The sequence below is a fragment of the Pseudomonas sp. ATCC PTA-122608 genome, assembly GCF_001952855.1.
GTDB lineage: Bacteria > Pseudomonadota > Gammaproteobacteria > Pseudomonadales > Pseudomonadaceae > Aquipseudomonas.
The window spans coordinates 221,127-237,015 of the sequence record NZ_LPNO01000053.1; the positions used below are offsets into that span (position 1 = coordinate 221,127).

Genomic DNA, 15,889 nt, shown 5'->3' on the forward strand with positions numbered 1-15,889 from the left:
AAAAAGATGCGTGATAATAAAGCATGACCCGCTTGACGGCTAGCGCCGTCGGAGACCCTTGTAATGCCCGACCAAGATCTACGTTTGCAACAGCTGAAAGTCTGGCTTGATGAGCAATTGCCTCGCCTTTTTACCGCCCAAGGCTGGGGTCTCGTACCCCCGGCCACGTTGACTGCGGCCAGCAGTGACGCGAGTTTCAGGCGTTACTTCCGGTGGGACGGAGGAGGTCGCAGTTTTGTCGTAATGGACGCTCCACCCCCCCAGGAAAACTGCAAACCTTTCGTCGATATCGCGCATTTTCTCGGTCAATCGGGAATAAATGTTCCGAAAATTTTTGCGCAAGATCTGATTCGCGGCTTTCTTTTGCTTAACGACCTGGGGAAAAAAACCTATCTGGACGTGATTGACGAGCAAAATGCCGATCAATTGTTCGCCGATGCCATCGATGCGTTGCTCGCTTTCCAGCAATTGCCGATGGAGACGCCATTGCCAAGCTATGACGTTGCTCTGTTACGTCGGGAGCTGGAATTGTTTCCTGAATGGTACGTTCGCCGGGAGTTGGGCATCGAGTTCGACGCGCGGCAACTTGCCCTGTGGCAGCGCGTCAGCGAACACCTGATCGACAGCGCCCTGGCCCAGCCCAAGGTACTGGTGCACCGCGACTACATGCCGCGCAACCTGATGATCAGCGAGCCGAATCCCGGCGTGCTGGACTTCCAGGATGCGGTCTACGGCCCGGTGACCTACGACATCACGTGCCTGTTCAAGGATGCGTTCCTCAGTTGGCCGAAAGCCCGCGTACGGGAATGGCAGCGCGGTTATTGGCAGCGCGCCGGCGCGCTGGGCATCCCGGTGCAGTCGGACTTCGAAGAGTTCCTGCGAGCCAGCGACCTGATGGGCGTGCAGCGTCACCTGAAGGTGATCGGCATCTTCGCGCGCATTTGCCATCGCGATGGTAAGCCACGCTACCTGGCGGACGTGCCGCGCTTCTTTGCTTATATAGAGGCGGTGCTCGCAGACCGGCCAGAGTTGAGCGAACTGGGTGAGTTGCTGGCGAGCCTGCGCGTCGAGGCGGCGGTATGAAGGCCATGATCCTGGCCGCCGGCAAAGGTGAGCGGATGCGTCCGCTCACCCTGCACACGCCCAAGCCGCTGATCCAGGCCGGCGGCAAGCGCCTGATCGAGTATCACCTCGAGGCGCTGGCGAAAGCGGGCTTCACCGATATCGTCATCAACCATGCCTGGCTCGGCCAGCAGATCGAAGGCTATCTGGGTGACGGCGCGCAGTACGGCGTACGTATCCAGTACTCGGCTGAGGGCGAGCCGCTGGAAACCGGCGGCGGCATTTTCAAGGCCTTGCCGCTGCTGGGGGACGAACCGTTCCTGGTGGTCAATGGCGACATCTGGACCGATTACGACTTCGCCAGCCTGAACCAACCGTTGAATGGCCTGGCCCACCTGGTAATGGTCGACAACCCGCCCCATCACCCGTCCGGCGGTGACTTCTACATAAAGGACGGCGCGCTTCATGATGCCGCCCCCGGTGCCGATAACCTGACCTTCAGTGGCATTTCCGTACTCCATCCCGAGCTGTTCGCGGGTTGCAGTGCGGGTGCTTTCAAACTGGCGCCGCTGTTGCGTGACGCCATGGCGAAAGGGTTGGTGACGGGGGAACACATGAACGGACGCTGGATCGATGTCGGGACGCTGGAGCGCCTGGCGCAAGTCGAAACTCTGCTGGCAGCGGGGCACTAGGGTGTTGTGGCCAGGGACTCTGATCGGAGCCGGGGCAGGCTTTGCCATTGCCAGCATTCCGGGGGCCATGTTGGGCGCGTTGCTGGGCCAGGCGCTGGACCGGCGCCTGGAGCTGCAAAGCTGGGCTCAGTTACGCGAGCGCCTCGGCGGTCGGCCGGCGCTGCGCAATGACGAATTGCTGTTCGTGTTGCTCGGCCGCCTGGCCAAGAGTAATGGCCGGGTAGTGGACGGGCATATCCAGCAGGCTCGCCAGGAAATGCGCTCGCTGGATATGTCCGAGCCGGCCCAGCGCCGTGCGATTGCCGCGTTCAATCGCGGCAAGTCCGGCTCGGACCGGGTGCGCAGTTATTTGGGCGTGCTCAAGGCTCAGCCTCACGCGGCGGAAGGTGTGCTGCGTGCCTGTTGGCGCATGGCCTGGGCGGACGGCAAGGCCAGTAGCGCCGAGCGCGAGTTGATTGAGCAATGGGGCAAATGGCTGGGTTGGACCGTGCAGCAGATCCGGGCATTGGCGGCTGACTACGAGCCAGAGCGCAAACCGTTGGCCAATCGTGGCAGGGCCTATCAGGAGGCGCTGCGGATTCTGGGGGTGACCTCGACCACTGAACCATCGGTGATCAAACGCGCCTACCGGCGCCTGCTCAGCCGGCACCACCCGGACAAGATTGCTGGCAGTGGCGCCAGTCCCGCCCAGGTGCGCGAGGCGACCGAACGTACCCGCGAGCTGCATAACGCCTATGCGCTGATTCGCGAAAGACGAGACTTTCGCTAGCAGAAGCAGGAGCCGCTGTTTTTTATGGTGTAAACCGGATCAATTGTGGGAGCGGGCTTGCTCGCGAATGCGGTGGATCAGTAACAGGTACAGTGACTGACTCACCGCATTCGCGAGCAAGCCCGCTCCCACATTTTACTCTCCAGTGTTTTTGAGATTTACGATCAGTCCCCGGGATTTTGCGGGCTCAGCCAGCCGCGAATCCGGCGGTACAGTTGTTCTTGCCCGGCCTGGCTGTTATCGGGGAAGGCCTTCAACGACACCTGCTTGTAGCTGTCATTCTTCAAACGCTTGCTGGCCTGGGAACGTTCCTGGGCCGCTTTGCGTACCAGGGCGTTGTCCTGGTAGAAAAAGTCTGCCGTGGCCACCTTCAGTTTCGGTGCCAGTTGTTGCAGGTCCGGGGCACGGCCCACCGGGGTTTGTCCGGCCACCATCACAAATTTCTGCACCTGCGCCGGTTGTTTTTCACTCAGGTAGCGTGCTGCCCACCAAGCGCCGGTGCCATGGCCCAGCAGCACAATGCTGCGGGCATTCTGGGTCTGGGCGAAGGCGAGGGCGGCGTCGATGCGCGCGAAGATTCGCGTGGCGTCGGTCTTGTCTTGTTCATCGTTGCCCGGAACCACGGCCGGGTCGGTGCCTTCAGCTTCGGCGCTGGCGGCTTGCTCCACGGGTTTGGCGACGGTGCTGGCGTCTTTGCTGCTGGTGTCCACGGCCGCCTTGGGCGATTCGATGACCCGGGGTGGCAGCGTGTCCAGAGTCAGGTCCGGCAGCGACAAGCTCAGGGTGCCCCAGGCAGCGTCCGGCAATTTCTTGCGCAACGGACCGATTGCTTGAGGCCAGTCAGCACTTTCGCCGTTGCCCGGGACGATAATCACCACGCCTTCAGGCTCGCCGGTGTTGGCCGGCTTCCACAGGGCCAGGAAAGAATCGCTTCCCGCCTGCAACTGTTGCTGTTCCTGCTGCGGGATTTGTCGCTCCAGGGCGTTGGCTTCTTCCTGGCTGCGCTCCGGCAAGGGCTGGCGTACCACCGGTTTTTCCGGGGCGGGAGCGGGAGTGTCGGCAGCCTCGACACAAAAGGCGCTGGTAAACAGCAGCGACAGGCACAATGCTGGCAGTGCCGAACGGTGGGAAAGTGGCATCGTTGAATTCCGGCCAGAAGTGATTCCGGCAGCCTAATGGGTTGGTCAGTATTTGTCAGTGATATGAGACGTGGATCATGGGTTTTCGCTACCTGCTGGTTATCGGCTGTTTATGCTTTCCCTTGATTGCGGGCGCCGTGCCTGCGCCTGCCACTCACCAGGCGCAGCTCGATGCCGGCCAGCGTGAATGGCTCGACCACCATCCGGACCTGCGGGTCGGCCTGGTATTGCAGGCGCCTTATGCCCAATACGATCGGCGCTTGCAGCGGCTGTCCGGAGCCAACGTCGAATTGATGCAGTGGCTGGCCAAGGCGCTGAACATCGAGCTGACCTGGCGCAACTTTCCCAATCAGGAGCAGTTGGAGGCGGCGGTGCGTGAAGGTGAGGTCGACCTCGCCCCCGGCCTACTGCAAACCCCGGCCGGTCTGCGTTTATGGTTGTTCTCTGATCCGTATATGCGCGTGCCCCAGCACATCGTCGGGATCCGCGACGGCGGCACATCGGTAGACCTGGAGAAACTCGATGACCAATCCCGCGTCGCCGTGCGCATGCCCAGCGCTGTGGCGGATTACCTGCGCAGCACCTACCCGAGCCTCAACCTGCAAGGCGTGCCCATGGAGCGCCAGGCCCTGCAATTGCTGGTGAGCCAGCAAGCCCGGTATGCAGTAGTGGATGAGGCGCAATTGAGCCGGTTGTCTGGGGAAACCGAGTTCGCCGGTCTTGCCGTGGTGGGCGATATCGGCCTGCCGCAATTGTTGCGGGTAGCGACTCGGCGCGACTGGCCAGAACTGGCTGAGATCATGCAAAGCGCCCTGCGTTCTATTCCCGCCCGCGATCTGGACCAGTTGCACACACGCTGGCTGCAGCCCAAATATCCGCGGGTGACCGAGTCGCCCGGTTTCTGGCAAAACCTCACTCTGTTGTTGGGGCTCTTATTGCTCGCCAGCCTGGCCGTGGTGTTCTGGCAGCGCCGCCAGCAACGCGGCCTGGAACACAACCTGCTGGCCGCCCGGGAAGAAAGCGCCGCCCGCGCGGCCGGCGCCGAAGCCTTGCGCCTGACTCAGTTCTCCATCGATCAAAGTACCGTCGGCATCCTCTGGGTCAATTGGGACAGCCATGTGCGCTACGCCAACCAGGCGGCGGAAACCATGCTCGGCTACGTTCCCGGCGCCCTGATCGAGCGACCGCTGATCGAATTCGATCCGACGCTGACCATGGACCGCTGGCTCAACCTGTGGAAACGCGCGCGGGCCAGCGAAGACGGGCCGCAGAGTTTTGCGACCAATTGCCTGCGCGCCGATGGCAGCGTATTGCCGGCGGATGTGTCCCTGAGTTTCCTGCGCTTTGCCGATGGCGAGTACCTCGTGGTCTACCTCAACGACGTCACCGAGCGTCGCCGGGCCCTCGCGGCCTTGCAGGAAAGTGAAGCGCGCCTGCAAGGGATTGCCGCCAATGTGCCGGGGCTGGTGTTTCGCCTGGAGCGTTTGCCGCACAGCGAGGCGATCGAGTTCGCCTACATCAGCCAGGGCAGCGAGGGCTTGGTCGGGTACGCACCCGAAGTGCTCAGCCATCCGGCCATGGGCATTCGCAGCCTGGTGCATCCCGACGACCGCGCCAGTTATCACCGCACCCAGGACCAGGCCATCGAGACCGAGAGCAATTGGGCCTGGCAGGGCCGCATCCTGACCCGCCTGGGCGAGCAGCGCTGGGCCGATATCAAGGCTGTTACCCGGCGCCTGGAAGACGGCGCCGTAGTCTGGGACGGAATTGTCTGGGACATCAGCGAGAGCAAACGCATCGAGCTGGAGTTGGACGCCTCCCGCGCGCAACTGCGGGAATTGTCGGCGCACCTGGAAACCGTGCGCGAGGAAGAGAAGGCCCGTATCGCCCGGGAAGTGCACGATGAACTGGGGCAGATGCTCACCGTGCTCAAGCTGGAAACCTCGATGTGCGAGCTGACCTACGCGCAACTGGATCCCGGCCTGCATGAGCGGCTGAACAGCATGAAGCGCCTGATCGCCCAACTGTTCCAACTGGTACGCGATGTGGCCACCGCCTTGCGTCCGCCGATTCTCGATGCCGGGATTGCCTCGGCGATCGAATGGCAGGCCCGGCGTTTCGAAGCCCGGACGCAGATTCCCTGCCTGGTGCAGGTGCCGGATAACCTGCCGTTACTGAGCGACGCCCAGGCTATCGGCCTGTTCCGTATCCTGCAGGAGGCACTGACCAATGTGATGCGCCATGCCCAGGCGCATACTGTCGAACTGACGCTGGTGGTGGAGGGCGCGCACTTGCGGCTGACCATCAGCGACGATGGCATTGGTTTCGTCCAGGCCCCCGGTCGACCAGTGTCGTTTGGCCTGGTGGGCATGCGCGAACGGGTGTTGATCATGGGCGGGCAACTGAGCCTGGACAGTGAGTTGGGCGAAGGCACTACCCTGAGCGTGACGGTGCCGCTGGATTGATAACCAAAAGAAGAGGACATCCACAGTGATCCGTGTACTGGTAGCTGAAGACCACACCATCGTTCGCGAAGGCATCAAGCAACTGATCGGCCTGGCCAAGGACCTGCTGGTGGTGGGCGAGGCGAGCAATGGCGAGCAGTTGCTGGAGACCCTGCGCCACGTGCCCTGCGAGGTGGTCTTGCTGGACATCTCGATGCCTGGCGTCAACGGCCTGGAAGCCATCCCGCGGATTCGCGCGTTGAACAATCCTCCGGCGATCCTGGTGCTGTCGATGCACGACGAAGCGCAAATGGCCGCCCGTGCGCTGAAGGTCGGCGCCGCTGGCTACGCCACCAAGGACAGCGATCCGGCGCTGCTGCTGACGGCGATTCGCAAGGTCGCGGCGGGCGGACGGTATATCGACCCGGACCTGGCAGACCGCATGGTCTTCGAAGTCGGCCTGACCGATTCGCGCCCGTTGCATTCATTGCTGTCGGAGCGCGAGTTCTCGGTATTCGAGCGCCTGGCCCAAGGCGCCAACGTCAACGACATCGCCCTGCAATTGGCCTTGAGCAGCAAAACCATCAGCACCCACAAGGCGCGCCTGATGCAAAAGCTCAACATCACCTCCCTGGCGGAACTGGTGAAGTACGCCATGGAGCACAAGCTTCTATAACCGCATATCTATTTGCGACCACTCCCAGGCCTCGGCAGACCCGTTCCCGCCACCTGTAGCTGTCGCACTGTCCTGTGCCCGCCATCCGTGTAGGGCAATCCCTACCCCAAACCTTCCATCCTGCTGATGCCAATCTCTCCGGCCCCCCGATTTCCGCGGGCTTGCGGCTGGACTACGCTTGCTCCATGGCAGTCCAAAACAAAAAGGTGCGGGTATGAGCGAGGTGGATTCAAATGATGTGCTGGTCAGCTTTCGTGGCGTGCAAAAGAGCTACGACGGCGAGAACCTGATCGTCAAAGACCTCAACCTGGAGATTCGCAAGGGCGAATTCCTGACCCTGCTCGGGCCGTCCGGGTCGGGCAAGACCACCAGCCTGATGATGCTCGCCGGCTTCGAAACCCCCACCGCCGGCGAGATCCAACTGGCCGGCCGCTCGATCAACAACGTGCCGCCTCACAAGCGCGACATCGGCATGGTGTTCCAGAACTACGCGCTGTTCCCGCACATGACCGTCTCCGAGAACCTGGCATTTCCGCTCTCTGTACGCGGCCTGAGCAAGACCGACATCAGCGAGAGGGTCAAGCGTGTACTGAGCATGGTCCAGCTCGATGCCTTCGCCCAGCGCTACCCGGCGCAACTCTCCGGCGGCCAGCAACAGCGGGTGGCCCTGGCCCGGGCGCTGGTGTTCGAGCCGCAGCTGGTGCTGATGGACGAACCCCTCGGCGCCCTCGACAAGCAACTGCGCGAACACATGCAGATGGAGATCAAGCACCTGCACCAGCGCCTCGGCGTGACCGTGGTGTACGTGACCCACGACCAGGGCGAAGCGCTGACCATGTCCGACCGGGTGGCGGTATTCCACCAGGGCGAAATCCAGCAGATCGCCGCGCCGCGTACGTTGTACGAAGAGCCGAAAAACACCTTCGTCGCTAACTTCATCGGCGAGAACAATCGCCTCAATGGCCGCCTGCACAGCCATACCGGCGACCGTTGCGTGGTTGAGCTTGCGCGCGGCGAAAAGGTCGAGGCGCTGGCGGTGAACGTCGGCCAGGTCGGCGGTCCGGTGACCCTGTCGGTACGCCCGGAGCGCGTGAGCCTTAACGGTTCCAGCGAAAGCTGCGTCAACCGTTTCTCCGGGCGCGTGGCCGAATTCATCTACCTGGGCGACCACGTGCGGGTGCGCCTGGAAGTCTGCGGCAAGACCGATTTTTTTGTGAAACAACCGATCGCCGAGCTGGACACAGCCCTGGCGGTCGGCGACGTGGTACCGATTGGCTGGCAAGTCGAGCACGTTCGCGCGCTCGACCCACTTCTAGAGGCGAATTGATCGCCCCCTTGCTTCACCAACCTCGCACGTGGAGAGCACAACAATGTTGAGATCCCTGAAATATTCCGCCTTGGCTTTAAGCTTGATGGGCGCGACACAGGCCATGGCGGGCCCTGATTTGACGGTCGTGTCCTTCGGCGGCGCGAACAAGGCGGCGCAGGTCAAGGCCTTCTACGCACCGTGGGAAAGTGCGGGCAACGGCAAGATCGTCGCCGGCGAGTACAACGGTGAAATGGCCAAGGTCAAGGCCATGGTCGACACCAAGAGCGTGTCCTGGGACCTGGTGGAAGTAGAGTCGCCGGAACTGTCCCGTGGTTGTGACGAAGACATGTTCGAACCCCTGGACCCGAAACTGTTCGGCAACCCGGGCGACTACGTGAAGGGCGCGATCCAGCCCTGCGGCGTGGGCTTCTTCGTGTGGTCCACCGTGCTGGCCTACAACGCCGACAAACTCAAAGCAGCACCAGGCGGCTGGGCAGATTTCTGGGACACCAAGAAATTCCCGGGCAAGCGCGGCCTGCGCAAGGGCGCGAAGTACACCCTGGAATTCGCCTTGATGGCTGACGGTGTGGCGCCGAAGGATGTGTACAAAGTGCTGGCCGGCAAAGATGGCCAGGACCGCGCGTTCAAGAAACTTGATGAACTCAAACCGTACATCCAGTGGTGGGAAGCGGGCGCCCAACCGCCGCAGTACCTCGCTTCTGGCGACGTAGTGATGAGTTCTGCCTACAACGGCCGGATCGCCGCCGTGCAGAAAGAAAGCAACCTGAAAGTGGTGTGGAACGGCGGGATCTACGACTTCGACGCCTGGGCCATTCCGAAAGGCCTGGCCAAGGACCGTGCTGAGGCGGCGAAGAAATTCATCGCCTTCTCGGTGCAGCCGCAGCAGCAGAAGACCTACTCGGAAAACATCGCCTACGGCCCGGCCAACATCCAGGCGGTGCCGTTGCTGGCGAAGGACATCCTGAAGGACATGCCGACTACCCCGGAAAACATCGCCAACCAGGTGCAGATCGACGTGAGCTTCTGGGCGGATAACGGTGAGCAACTGGAGCAGCGCTTCAATTCCTGGGCTGCCAAGTAACCCGGTCGCTGATGTGACACCCACCTTGTGGCGAGGGAGCTTGCTCCCGCTGGACTGCGCAGCAGTCCCATCATTTGGGGCCGCTTCGCACCCCAGCGGGAGCAAGCTCCCTCGCCACAGGACAAGCGCTACACCCACGTTTTGCATTTATGTTTAAGAATCCGGAGTTCGCCATGGCCATCGCCATTCCCAGCCCCACCCTGAAACAGCGCCTGGCGCGGGCCGAGCGGCTCAACCGCTGGAAGGCCCAGGCCTTGATCGCGCCGCTGGTGGTGTTTTTGCTGCTGGTGTTCCTGGTGCCGATTGTGGCGCTGCTCTACAAAAGCGTCGGCAACCCGGAAGTGGTGGGCGGCCTGCCGCGCACGGTGGTAGCGGTAACCGCTTGGGACGGTCGTGGCCTACCGGGCGAGCCGGTGTACCAGGCCATCAGCGAAGACCTGGGCGAAGCCCGGAAAAACTCGACCCTGGGCGACCTCTCAAAACGCTTGAACATGGAACTGGCCGGCTATCGCAGCCTGCTGACGAAAACCGCGCGGGCGCTGCCGTTCACCGAAGCGCCTGCCTCCTATAAAGAAGCGCTGGAAAACCTCGACGAACGCTGGGGCGACCCGGCGTACTGGCAGGCCATCCGGCGCAACACCAGCAGCCTCACGCCTTACTACCTGCTGGCCGCCGTCGATCACCGCATCGACGACCTCGGCGAAATCGCCCCGGCCACGCCGGACCAGGCGATCTACCTCGATATCTTCGCCCGTACGTTCTGGATGGGCCTGGTCATCACTGTGTGCTGCCTGCTGCTGGCCTATCCGCTGGCTTACCTGCTGGCCAACTTGCCGGCGCGGCAAAGCAACCTGCTGATGATCCTGGTGCTGCTGCCGTTCTGGACCTCGGTGCTGGTGCGAGTGGCGGCCTGGATCGTGCTGCTGCAGTCCGGTGGTTTGATCAACAGCGCGCTGATGGGCATGGGCCTGATCGATAAACCGGTGGAACTGGTGTTCAACCGGCTCGGCGTCTACATCTCCATGGTGCACATCCTGCTGCCGTTCATGATTCTGCCGATCTACAGCGTGATGAAAGGCATCTCGCCCACCTACATGCGGGCGGCGATTTCCCTGGGTTGTCACCCGTTCGCCAGCTTCTGGCGCGTGTACTTCCCGCAGACCTACGCCGGCGTTGGCGCCGGCTGCCTGTTGGTGTTCATTTTGGCGATCGGCTACTACATCACCCCGGCGTTGCTGGGCAGCCCGAACGACCAGATGGTCAGTTACTTCGTGGCTTTCTACACCAACACCAGCATCAACTGGGGCATGGCCACGGCCTTGGGCGGCTTGTTGCTGCTGGCCACCGTGGTGCTGTACCTGATCTACAACTGGCTGGTGGGCGCCAGCCGCCTGCGCCTGAGCTAAGGAGACCGTTGCGATGCTGAGCCCTTATATGTCACCCGTGGAACGGGTCTGGTTCTACAGTTTGCGGATTCTCTGCGGCATGATCCTGTTGTTCCTGATCTTGCCGGTGCTGGTGATCATCCCGCTGTCCTTCAACAGCGGAAGCTTCCTGGTTTACCCGCTGCAAGGTTTCTCGCTGCACTGGTACCAGGACTTCTTCGGCTCGGCGGAATGGATGCGCGCCTTGAAGAACAGCATCATCGTCGCCCCGGCGGCCACGGTGCTGGCGATGGTATTCGGCACGCTGGCGGCGATTGGCCTGACGCGCGGGAATTTCCCGGGCAAGGCGCTGGTAATGGCCCTGGTGATTTCGCCGATGGTGGTGCCGGTGGTGATTATCGGCGTGGCGAGTTACCTGTTCTTCGCGCCGCTGGGCCTGGGCAACAGCTTCTTTTCGCTGATCGTGGTGCACGCGGTGCTGGGCGTGCCGTTTGTGATCATCACGGTGTCGGCGACCTTGCAAGGGTTCAACCATAACCTGGTGCGGGCGGCGGCCAGTCTGGGGGCGTCGCCGCTGACGGCGTTTCGCCGGGTGACCTTGCCGCTGATTGCGCCGGGGGTGATTTCCGGGGCGCTGTTTGCCTTTGCCACCTCGTTTGATGAAGTGGTGGTGACGCTGTTCCTCGCCGGGCCCGAGCAGGCGACCTTGCCCCGCCAGATGTTCAGCGGCATCCGCGAAAACCTCAGCCCTACCATTGCCGCAGCGGCGACCTTGTTGATCGCCTTCTCGGTGGTGCTGTTGCTGACCCTGGAATGGCTGCGCGGGCGCAGTGAAAAACTGCGCACCGCCCAAGTCTAAAGCCAGATAGAGATCAAAATGTGGGAGCTGTGCCTATTCAGTTGCTGAATGCAAGACAACCAGCCTAAGTCAGCTACTCTTGTGCCAGCCCATAACTGATAAGAGGCCGCGCACATGAGTACTTCCTCATTCAAGATCGCCCACAAACTGCTCACCGGCCCAGGCGCCATCGAGCAACTGGCCGCCGAGCTGACGCGGCTGGATGTCGACAACCCGCTGATTGTCACCGATGCGGCGCTGGTCAAATCCGGCACCGTAGCCCTGGCACTGGCGCACCTGGGCGATCGGGCCTATGAAATTTTCGACCGCGTGCTGCCCGACCCGGAAATCGCCATCGTCGAAGACTGCATGCGCGTTTACCGCGAAGGCGGGCATGACGGCCTGATCGGCGTCGGCGGCGGCAGTGCCATCGACATCGCCAAGAGCGTAGCGGCCTACGCCGGTTACCACGGCGCCCTGGCCGACCTGTTCGGCGTGGACCAGGTGCCCCGCAAAGGCCCGCCGCTGATCGCGATTCCCACCACCGCCGGCACCGGTTCGGAGGTGACCAATGTGGCGATTCTGTCGGACAAGGTCGCGCAACTGAAAAAAGGCATCGTCAGCGATTACTTGCTGCCGGACGTAGCCCTGATCAGCCCGCAAATGACCCTGACCTGCCCCCGCAGCGTCACTGCCGCCAGTGGTGTGGACGCGCTGGTGCACGCCATCGAGTCCTACTTATCGCTGAATGCCTCGCCGATCACCGATGCGCTGGCCATCGGTGCGATCAAGCTGATCGCCAAGGCGTTGCCCAAGGCCTACGCCAATCCGCTCAACCTGCAAGCCCGTGACGAAATGGCCACCGCCAGCCTGATGGCCGGGATGGCGTTCGGGAATGCCGGCGTGGGCGCGGTGCATGCGTTGGCCTATCCACTGGGCGGGCGCTTCAACATCGCCCACGGCGTGAGCAATGCCTTGCTGCTGCCCTACGTGATGCACTGGAACAAGCTGGCGTGTGTGGAACGCATGCAGGAGATTGCCGAGGCCATGGGCGTGAATGTCACGGGGCTGAGCGCCGTGGATGCGGCGGACCAGGCCGTCGAGGCGATGACGCGACTGTGTGCCGCAGTGGAGATCCCGTCCGGCCTGCGCAGCTTCGGTGTGCCTGAAGACGCGATTCCGGCCATGGCGGTAGAAGCCGCGGGGATCGAGCGCCTGATGCGCAACAATCCGCGCAAGCTCAGTGCCGCGGATATCGAGAAAATCTACCGGGCCGCTTACTAACCATTGAGCGAGGTCACGGTGCGCGCGGCAAAGCATGAGGTATACAATGCGCGCCATCGTGATTTAGCTCAAAAAAGGTGCGTCATGCAGCCCTTCGTCATTGCTCCATCGATTCTCTCCGCCGACTTCGCCCGCCTGGGCGAGGAAGTGGACAACGTGTTGGCCGCCGGTGCCGACTTCGTTCACTTCGATGTCATGGACAACCACTATGTGCCGAACCTGACCATTGGTCCGATGGTCTGCGCCGCCCTGCGTAAATACGGCGTGACCGCACCCATCGACGCGCACTTGATGGTCAGCCCGGTGGACCGCATTGTCGGTGACTTCATCGAAGCCGGTGCGACCTACATCACCTTCCACCCGGAAGCCACGCTGCACGTTGACCGCACCCTGCAACTGATCCGCGAGGGCGGTTGCAAGGCAGGCCTGGTGTTCAACCCGGCCACTCCGCTAAGCGTGCTTGAGTACGTGATGGACAAGGTCGACATGGTCCTGTTGATGAGCGTCAACCCGGGCTTCGGCGGGCAGAAGTTCATCCCCGGTACCCTCAACAAGCTGCGCGAAGCGCGGGCGCTGATCGACGCCTCGGGCCGTGATATCCGCCTGGAGATCGACGGTGGCGTCAACGTCAACAACATCCGCGAAATCGCTGCGGCCGGTGCCGACACCTTTGTGGCCGGCTCGGCGATCTTCAATGCCCCGGACTATCAGGAAGTGATCGCCAAGATGCGTGCAGAACTGGCGCTGGCGCGCCCATGAGCGGCTTTGAGCAGCTGTTCCCCGGCAAACTGCCACGGCTGGTGATGTTCGATCTGGACGGTACGTTGATCGATTCGGTGCCGGACCTGGCGGCCGCCGTGGACGACATGCTGCTCAAGCTCGGTCGCAAGCCGGCGGGCATCGAGTCGGTGCGCGAGTGGGTTGGCAACGGCGCGCAGATGCTGGTGCGCCGGGCCTTGGCCAACAACATCGAGGCCGAGGGTGTCGACGATGTGGAAGCCGAGCATGCGCTTGAGTTGTTCAACGTGGCCTATGAAAACGGCCACGAGCTGACCGTGGTTTATCCCGGTGTGCGCGACACCCTGAAATGGCTGCACAAGCAGGGCGTGGAAATGGCCCTGATCACCAACAAGCCGGAGCGCTTCGTCGCGCCGCTGTTGGACCAGATGAAGATCGGCCGGTATTTCCGCTGGATCATCGGCGGCGATACCTTGCCGCAGAAGAAACCCGACCCGGCGGCGCTGTTTTTCGTGATGAAAATGGCCAATATCCCGGCCTCTCAATCGCTGTTCGTCGGCGATTCGCGCAGTGATGTGCTGGCGGCGAAAGCGGCGGGAGTCAAGTGCGTGGCCTTGAGTTACGGCTATAACCATGGCCGGCCGATTGCCGAAGAATCCCCGGCGCTGGTGATTGATGACCTGCGCCTGTTAATCCCCGGTTGCTTGGGAGCGGGCGCTGAGATAACGTTGCCCGACGCTGTTCCATCCCCTTCTGGAAATCCCATCGTGGTGGTCACTCGCAAACTCTGGATGAAAGTCATCAAGGCCCTGGCCCGCTGGCGTTGGCGCGCCTGACTGATCCTCGCCGCGCTGCGGCACGTTTGCACACCTGACCGTTAGACCCTCAAGCCACGAGGCACCTCATGATCCGCGAAGAATTCCTGCGTTTGGCCGCTGCCGGCTACAACCGTATTCCCATGGCCTGCGAAACCCTGGCCGACTTCGACACCCCGCTGTCGATCTACCTGAAGCTGGCCGACGAGCCCAACTCCTATCTGCTGGAGTCGGTGCAGGGCGGCGAGAAATGGGGCCGTTATTCGATCATTGGCCTGCCGTGCCGTACGGTGCTGCGTGTACATGACCACCATGTGAGCATCACCCTGGACAGCGTCGAGATCGAAAGCCACGACGTTGAAGACCCGCTGGCCTTCGTCGAAGCATTCAAGGCGCGCTACAACGTGCCAACCATCGCGGGGCTGCCGCGTTTCAACGGCGGCCTGGTGGGTTACTTCGGCTACGACTGCGTGCGCTACGTGGAAAAACGCCTGGGCAAATCCCCGAACCCTGATCCATTGGGCGTGCCGGACATTCTGCTGATGGTTTCCGACGCGGTGGTGGTGTTCGATAACCTCGCGGGCAAGATGCACGCGATTGTGTTGGCCGACCCTTCCCAGGCCGACGCGTTCGAGCAAGGCCAGGCCAGCCTCGAAGCGCTGCTGGAAAAACTGCGCCAGCCGATCACCCCGCGCCGTGGCCTGGACCTTAGCCGTCCACCGGCGGCTGACCCGGTATTCCGTTCCAGCTTTACCCAGGATGACTACGAGCGTGCCGTCGATACCATCAAGGAATACATCCTTGCCGGTGACTGCATGCAGGTGGTGCCGTCGCAACGCATGTCCATCGACTTCAAGGCCGCACCCATCGATCTGTACCGGGCGCTGCGCTGTTTCAACCCGACGCCGTACATGTACTTCTTCAACTTTGGCGACTTCCACGTGGTGGGCAGTTCGCCGGAAGTGCTGGTGCGGGTCGAAGACAACCTGATCACCGTGCGCCCGATTGCCGGCACGCGCCCGCGTGGTGCCACCGAAGAAGCGGACCTGGCTCTTGAGCTGGACCTGCTGAGCGACGACAAGGAAATCGCCGAGCACTTGATGCTGATCGACCTGGGCCGCAACGACACCGGGCGTGTGTCGGAAATCGGTTCGGTGAAGCTCACCGAGAAGATGGTGATCGAGCGTTATTCCAACGTGATGCACATCGTGTCCAACGTCACCGGCGAGCTGAAGGCCGGATTGACCGCGATGGATGCACTGCGGGCGATCCTGCCGGCGGGCACCTTGTCGGGTGCGCCGAAGATTCGTGCGATGGAAATCATCGACGAGCTGGAGCCGGTCAAGCGGGGTGTGTATGGCGGTGCGGTGGGGTATTTCGCCTGGAACGGCAATATGGACACCGCGATCGCGATCCGTACGGCGGTGATCAAGGACGGCGAACTGCATGTGCAGGCAGGCGGCGGGATCGTGGCCGACTCGGTGCCGGCGCTGGAGTGGGAAGAGACGCTGAACAAGCGCCGCGCGATGTTCCGTGCGGTGGCGTTGGCTGAGCAGACCCCGCAGGGCTAAATACCGCGAACCTTGTAGGAGCGAGCTTGCTCGCGAAGGACTCATAGGCGCCGCGCGCATTCAGG

General features: G+C 62.3%; 14 protein-coding genes. 13 read left to right on the forward strand and 1 reads right to left on the reverse strand.

The window, feature by feature from the left end; genetic code table 11:
• Positions 1–63: 63 nt before the first annotated feature.
• Genes AU074_RS30675 through AU074_RS30685 form a run of 3 tightly spaced genes read left to right on the forward strand, consistent with a single transcriptional unit; the run spans position 64 to position 2,523 of the window.
• Positions 64–1,083 (forward strand): aminoglycoside phosphotransferase family protein, encoded by a 1,020-nt coding sequence (locus AU074_RS30675; RefSeq protein WP_076017899.1) that lies wholly within the window; start codon positions 64–66, stop codon positions 1,081–1,083.
• A complete protein-coding gene (gene murU, locus AU074_RS30680; RefSeq protein WP_076017900.1) occupies positions 1,080–1,754 on the forward strand; it encodes an N-acetylmuramate alpha-1-phosphate uridylyltransferase MurU in 675 nt (224 codons plus the stop codon). Before AU074_RS30675 ends, murU begins: the two co-directional genes overlap by 4 nt.
• Position 1,755: 1 nt before the next feature.
• Positions 1,756–2,523 carry a TerB family tellurite resistance protein gene (locus tag AU074_RS30685; protein ID WP_076017901.1) on the forward strand — a complete coding sequence of 256 codons (768 nt, stop codon included), beginning with the start codon at positions 1,756–1,758 and terminating at the stop codon, positions 2,521–2,523.
• A 164-nt stretch (positions 2,524–2,687) separates the two neighbouring features.
• Here AU074_RS30685 and AU074_RS30690 read toward each other — a convergent pair whose 3' ends face one another.
• A complete protein-coding gene (locus AU074_RS30690; protein ID WP_076017902.1) occupies positions 2,688–3,662 on the reverse strand; it encodes an alpha/beta hydrolase family protein in 975 nt (324 codons plus the stop codon).
• Positions 3,663–3,739: 77 nt separating this feature from the next.
• On the opposite strand from AU074_RS30690, the gene AU074_RS30695 reads away from it, so the two are divergent.
• The 10 genes from AU074_RS30695 (at position 3,740) to trpE (ending at position 15,824) form a co-directional block, all read left to right on the forward strand.
• The gene (locus AU074_RS30695; protein ID WP_076017903.1) at positions 3,740–6,127 is read left to right on the forward strand and encodes a PAS domain S-box protein; all 2,388 of its coding nucleotides are present in this window, start codon (positions 3,740–3,742) and stop codon (positions 6,125–6,127) included.
• A gap of 25 nt (positions 6,128–6,152) precedes the next feature.
• The gene (locus AU074_RS30700; protein ID WP_076017904.1) at positions 6,153–6,782 is read left to right on the forward strand and encodes a response regulator transcription factor; all 630 of its coding nucleotides are present in this window, start codon (positions 6,153–6,155) and stop codon (positions 6,780–6,782) included.
• Positions 6,783–6,996: 214 nt separating this feature from the next.
• Positions 6,997–8,109 (forward strand): ABC transporter ATP-binding protein, encoded by a 1,113-nt coding sequence (locus AU074_RS30705; RefSeq protein ID WP_003210974.1) that lies wholly within the window; start codon positions 6,997–6,999, stop codon positions 8,107–8,109.
• Between the two features lie 43 nt (positions 8,110–8,152).
• Entirely contained in the window at positions 8,153–9,193 is a 1,041-nt protein-coding gene (locus AU074_RS30710; protein ID WP_076017905.1) for an ABC transporter substrate-binding protein, read from the forward strand.
• Between the two features lie 173 nt (positions 9,194–9,366).
• On the forward strand, positions 9,367–10,599 hold the full coding sequence (locus AU074_RS30715; RefSeq protein WP_010167250.1) for an ABC transporter permease: 1,233 nt from the start codon (positions 9,367–9,369) through the stop codon (positions 10,597–10,599).
• A 13-nt stretch (positions 10,600–10,612) separates the two neighbouring features.
• Entirely contained in the window at positions 10,613–11,437 is an 825-nt protein-coding gene (locus AU074_RS30720) for an ABC transporter permease (protein WP_076017906.1), read from the forward strand.
• Positions 11,438–11,551: 114 nt separating this feature from the next.
• Positions 11,552–12,700 carry an iron-containing alcohol dehydrogenase gene (locus tag AU074_RS30725; RefSeq protein WP_076017907.1) on the forward strand — a complete coding sequence of 383 codons (1,149 nt, stop codon included), beginning with the start codon at positions 11,552–11,554 and terminating at the stop codon, positions 12,698–12,700.
• 84 nt (positions 12,701–12,784) lie between these two features.
• The gene (gene rpe / locus AU074_RS30730) at positions 12,785–13,459 is read left to right on the forward strand and encodes a ribulose-phosphate 3-epimerase (RefSeq protein WP_008434441.1); all 675 of its coding nucleotides are present in this window, start codon (positions 12,785–12,787) and stop codon (positions 13,457–13,459) included.
• Positions 13,456–14,274 (forward strand): phosphoglycolate phosphatase, encoded by an 819-nt coding sequence (locus tag AU074_RS30735; RefSeq protein ID WP_076017908.1) that lies wholly within the window; start codon positions 13,456–13,458, stop codon positions 14,272–14,274. The genes rpe and AU074_RS30735 overlap by 4 nt, the downstream gene beginning before the upstream one ends.
• Positions 14,275–14,342: 68 nt before the next feature.
• The gene (gene trpE / locus AU074_RS30740; RefSeq protein WP_076017909.1) at positions 14,343–15,824 is read left to right on the forward strand and encodes an anthranilate synthase component I; all 1,482 of its coding nucleotides are present in this window, start codon (positions 14,343–14,345) and stop codon (positions 15,822–15,824) included.
• Positions 15,825–15,889: the final 65 nt, after the last annotated feature.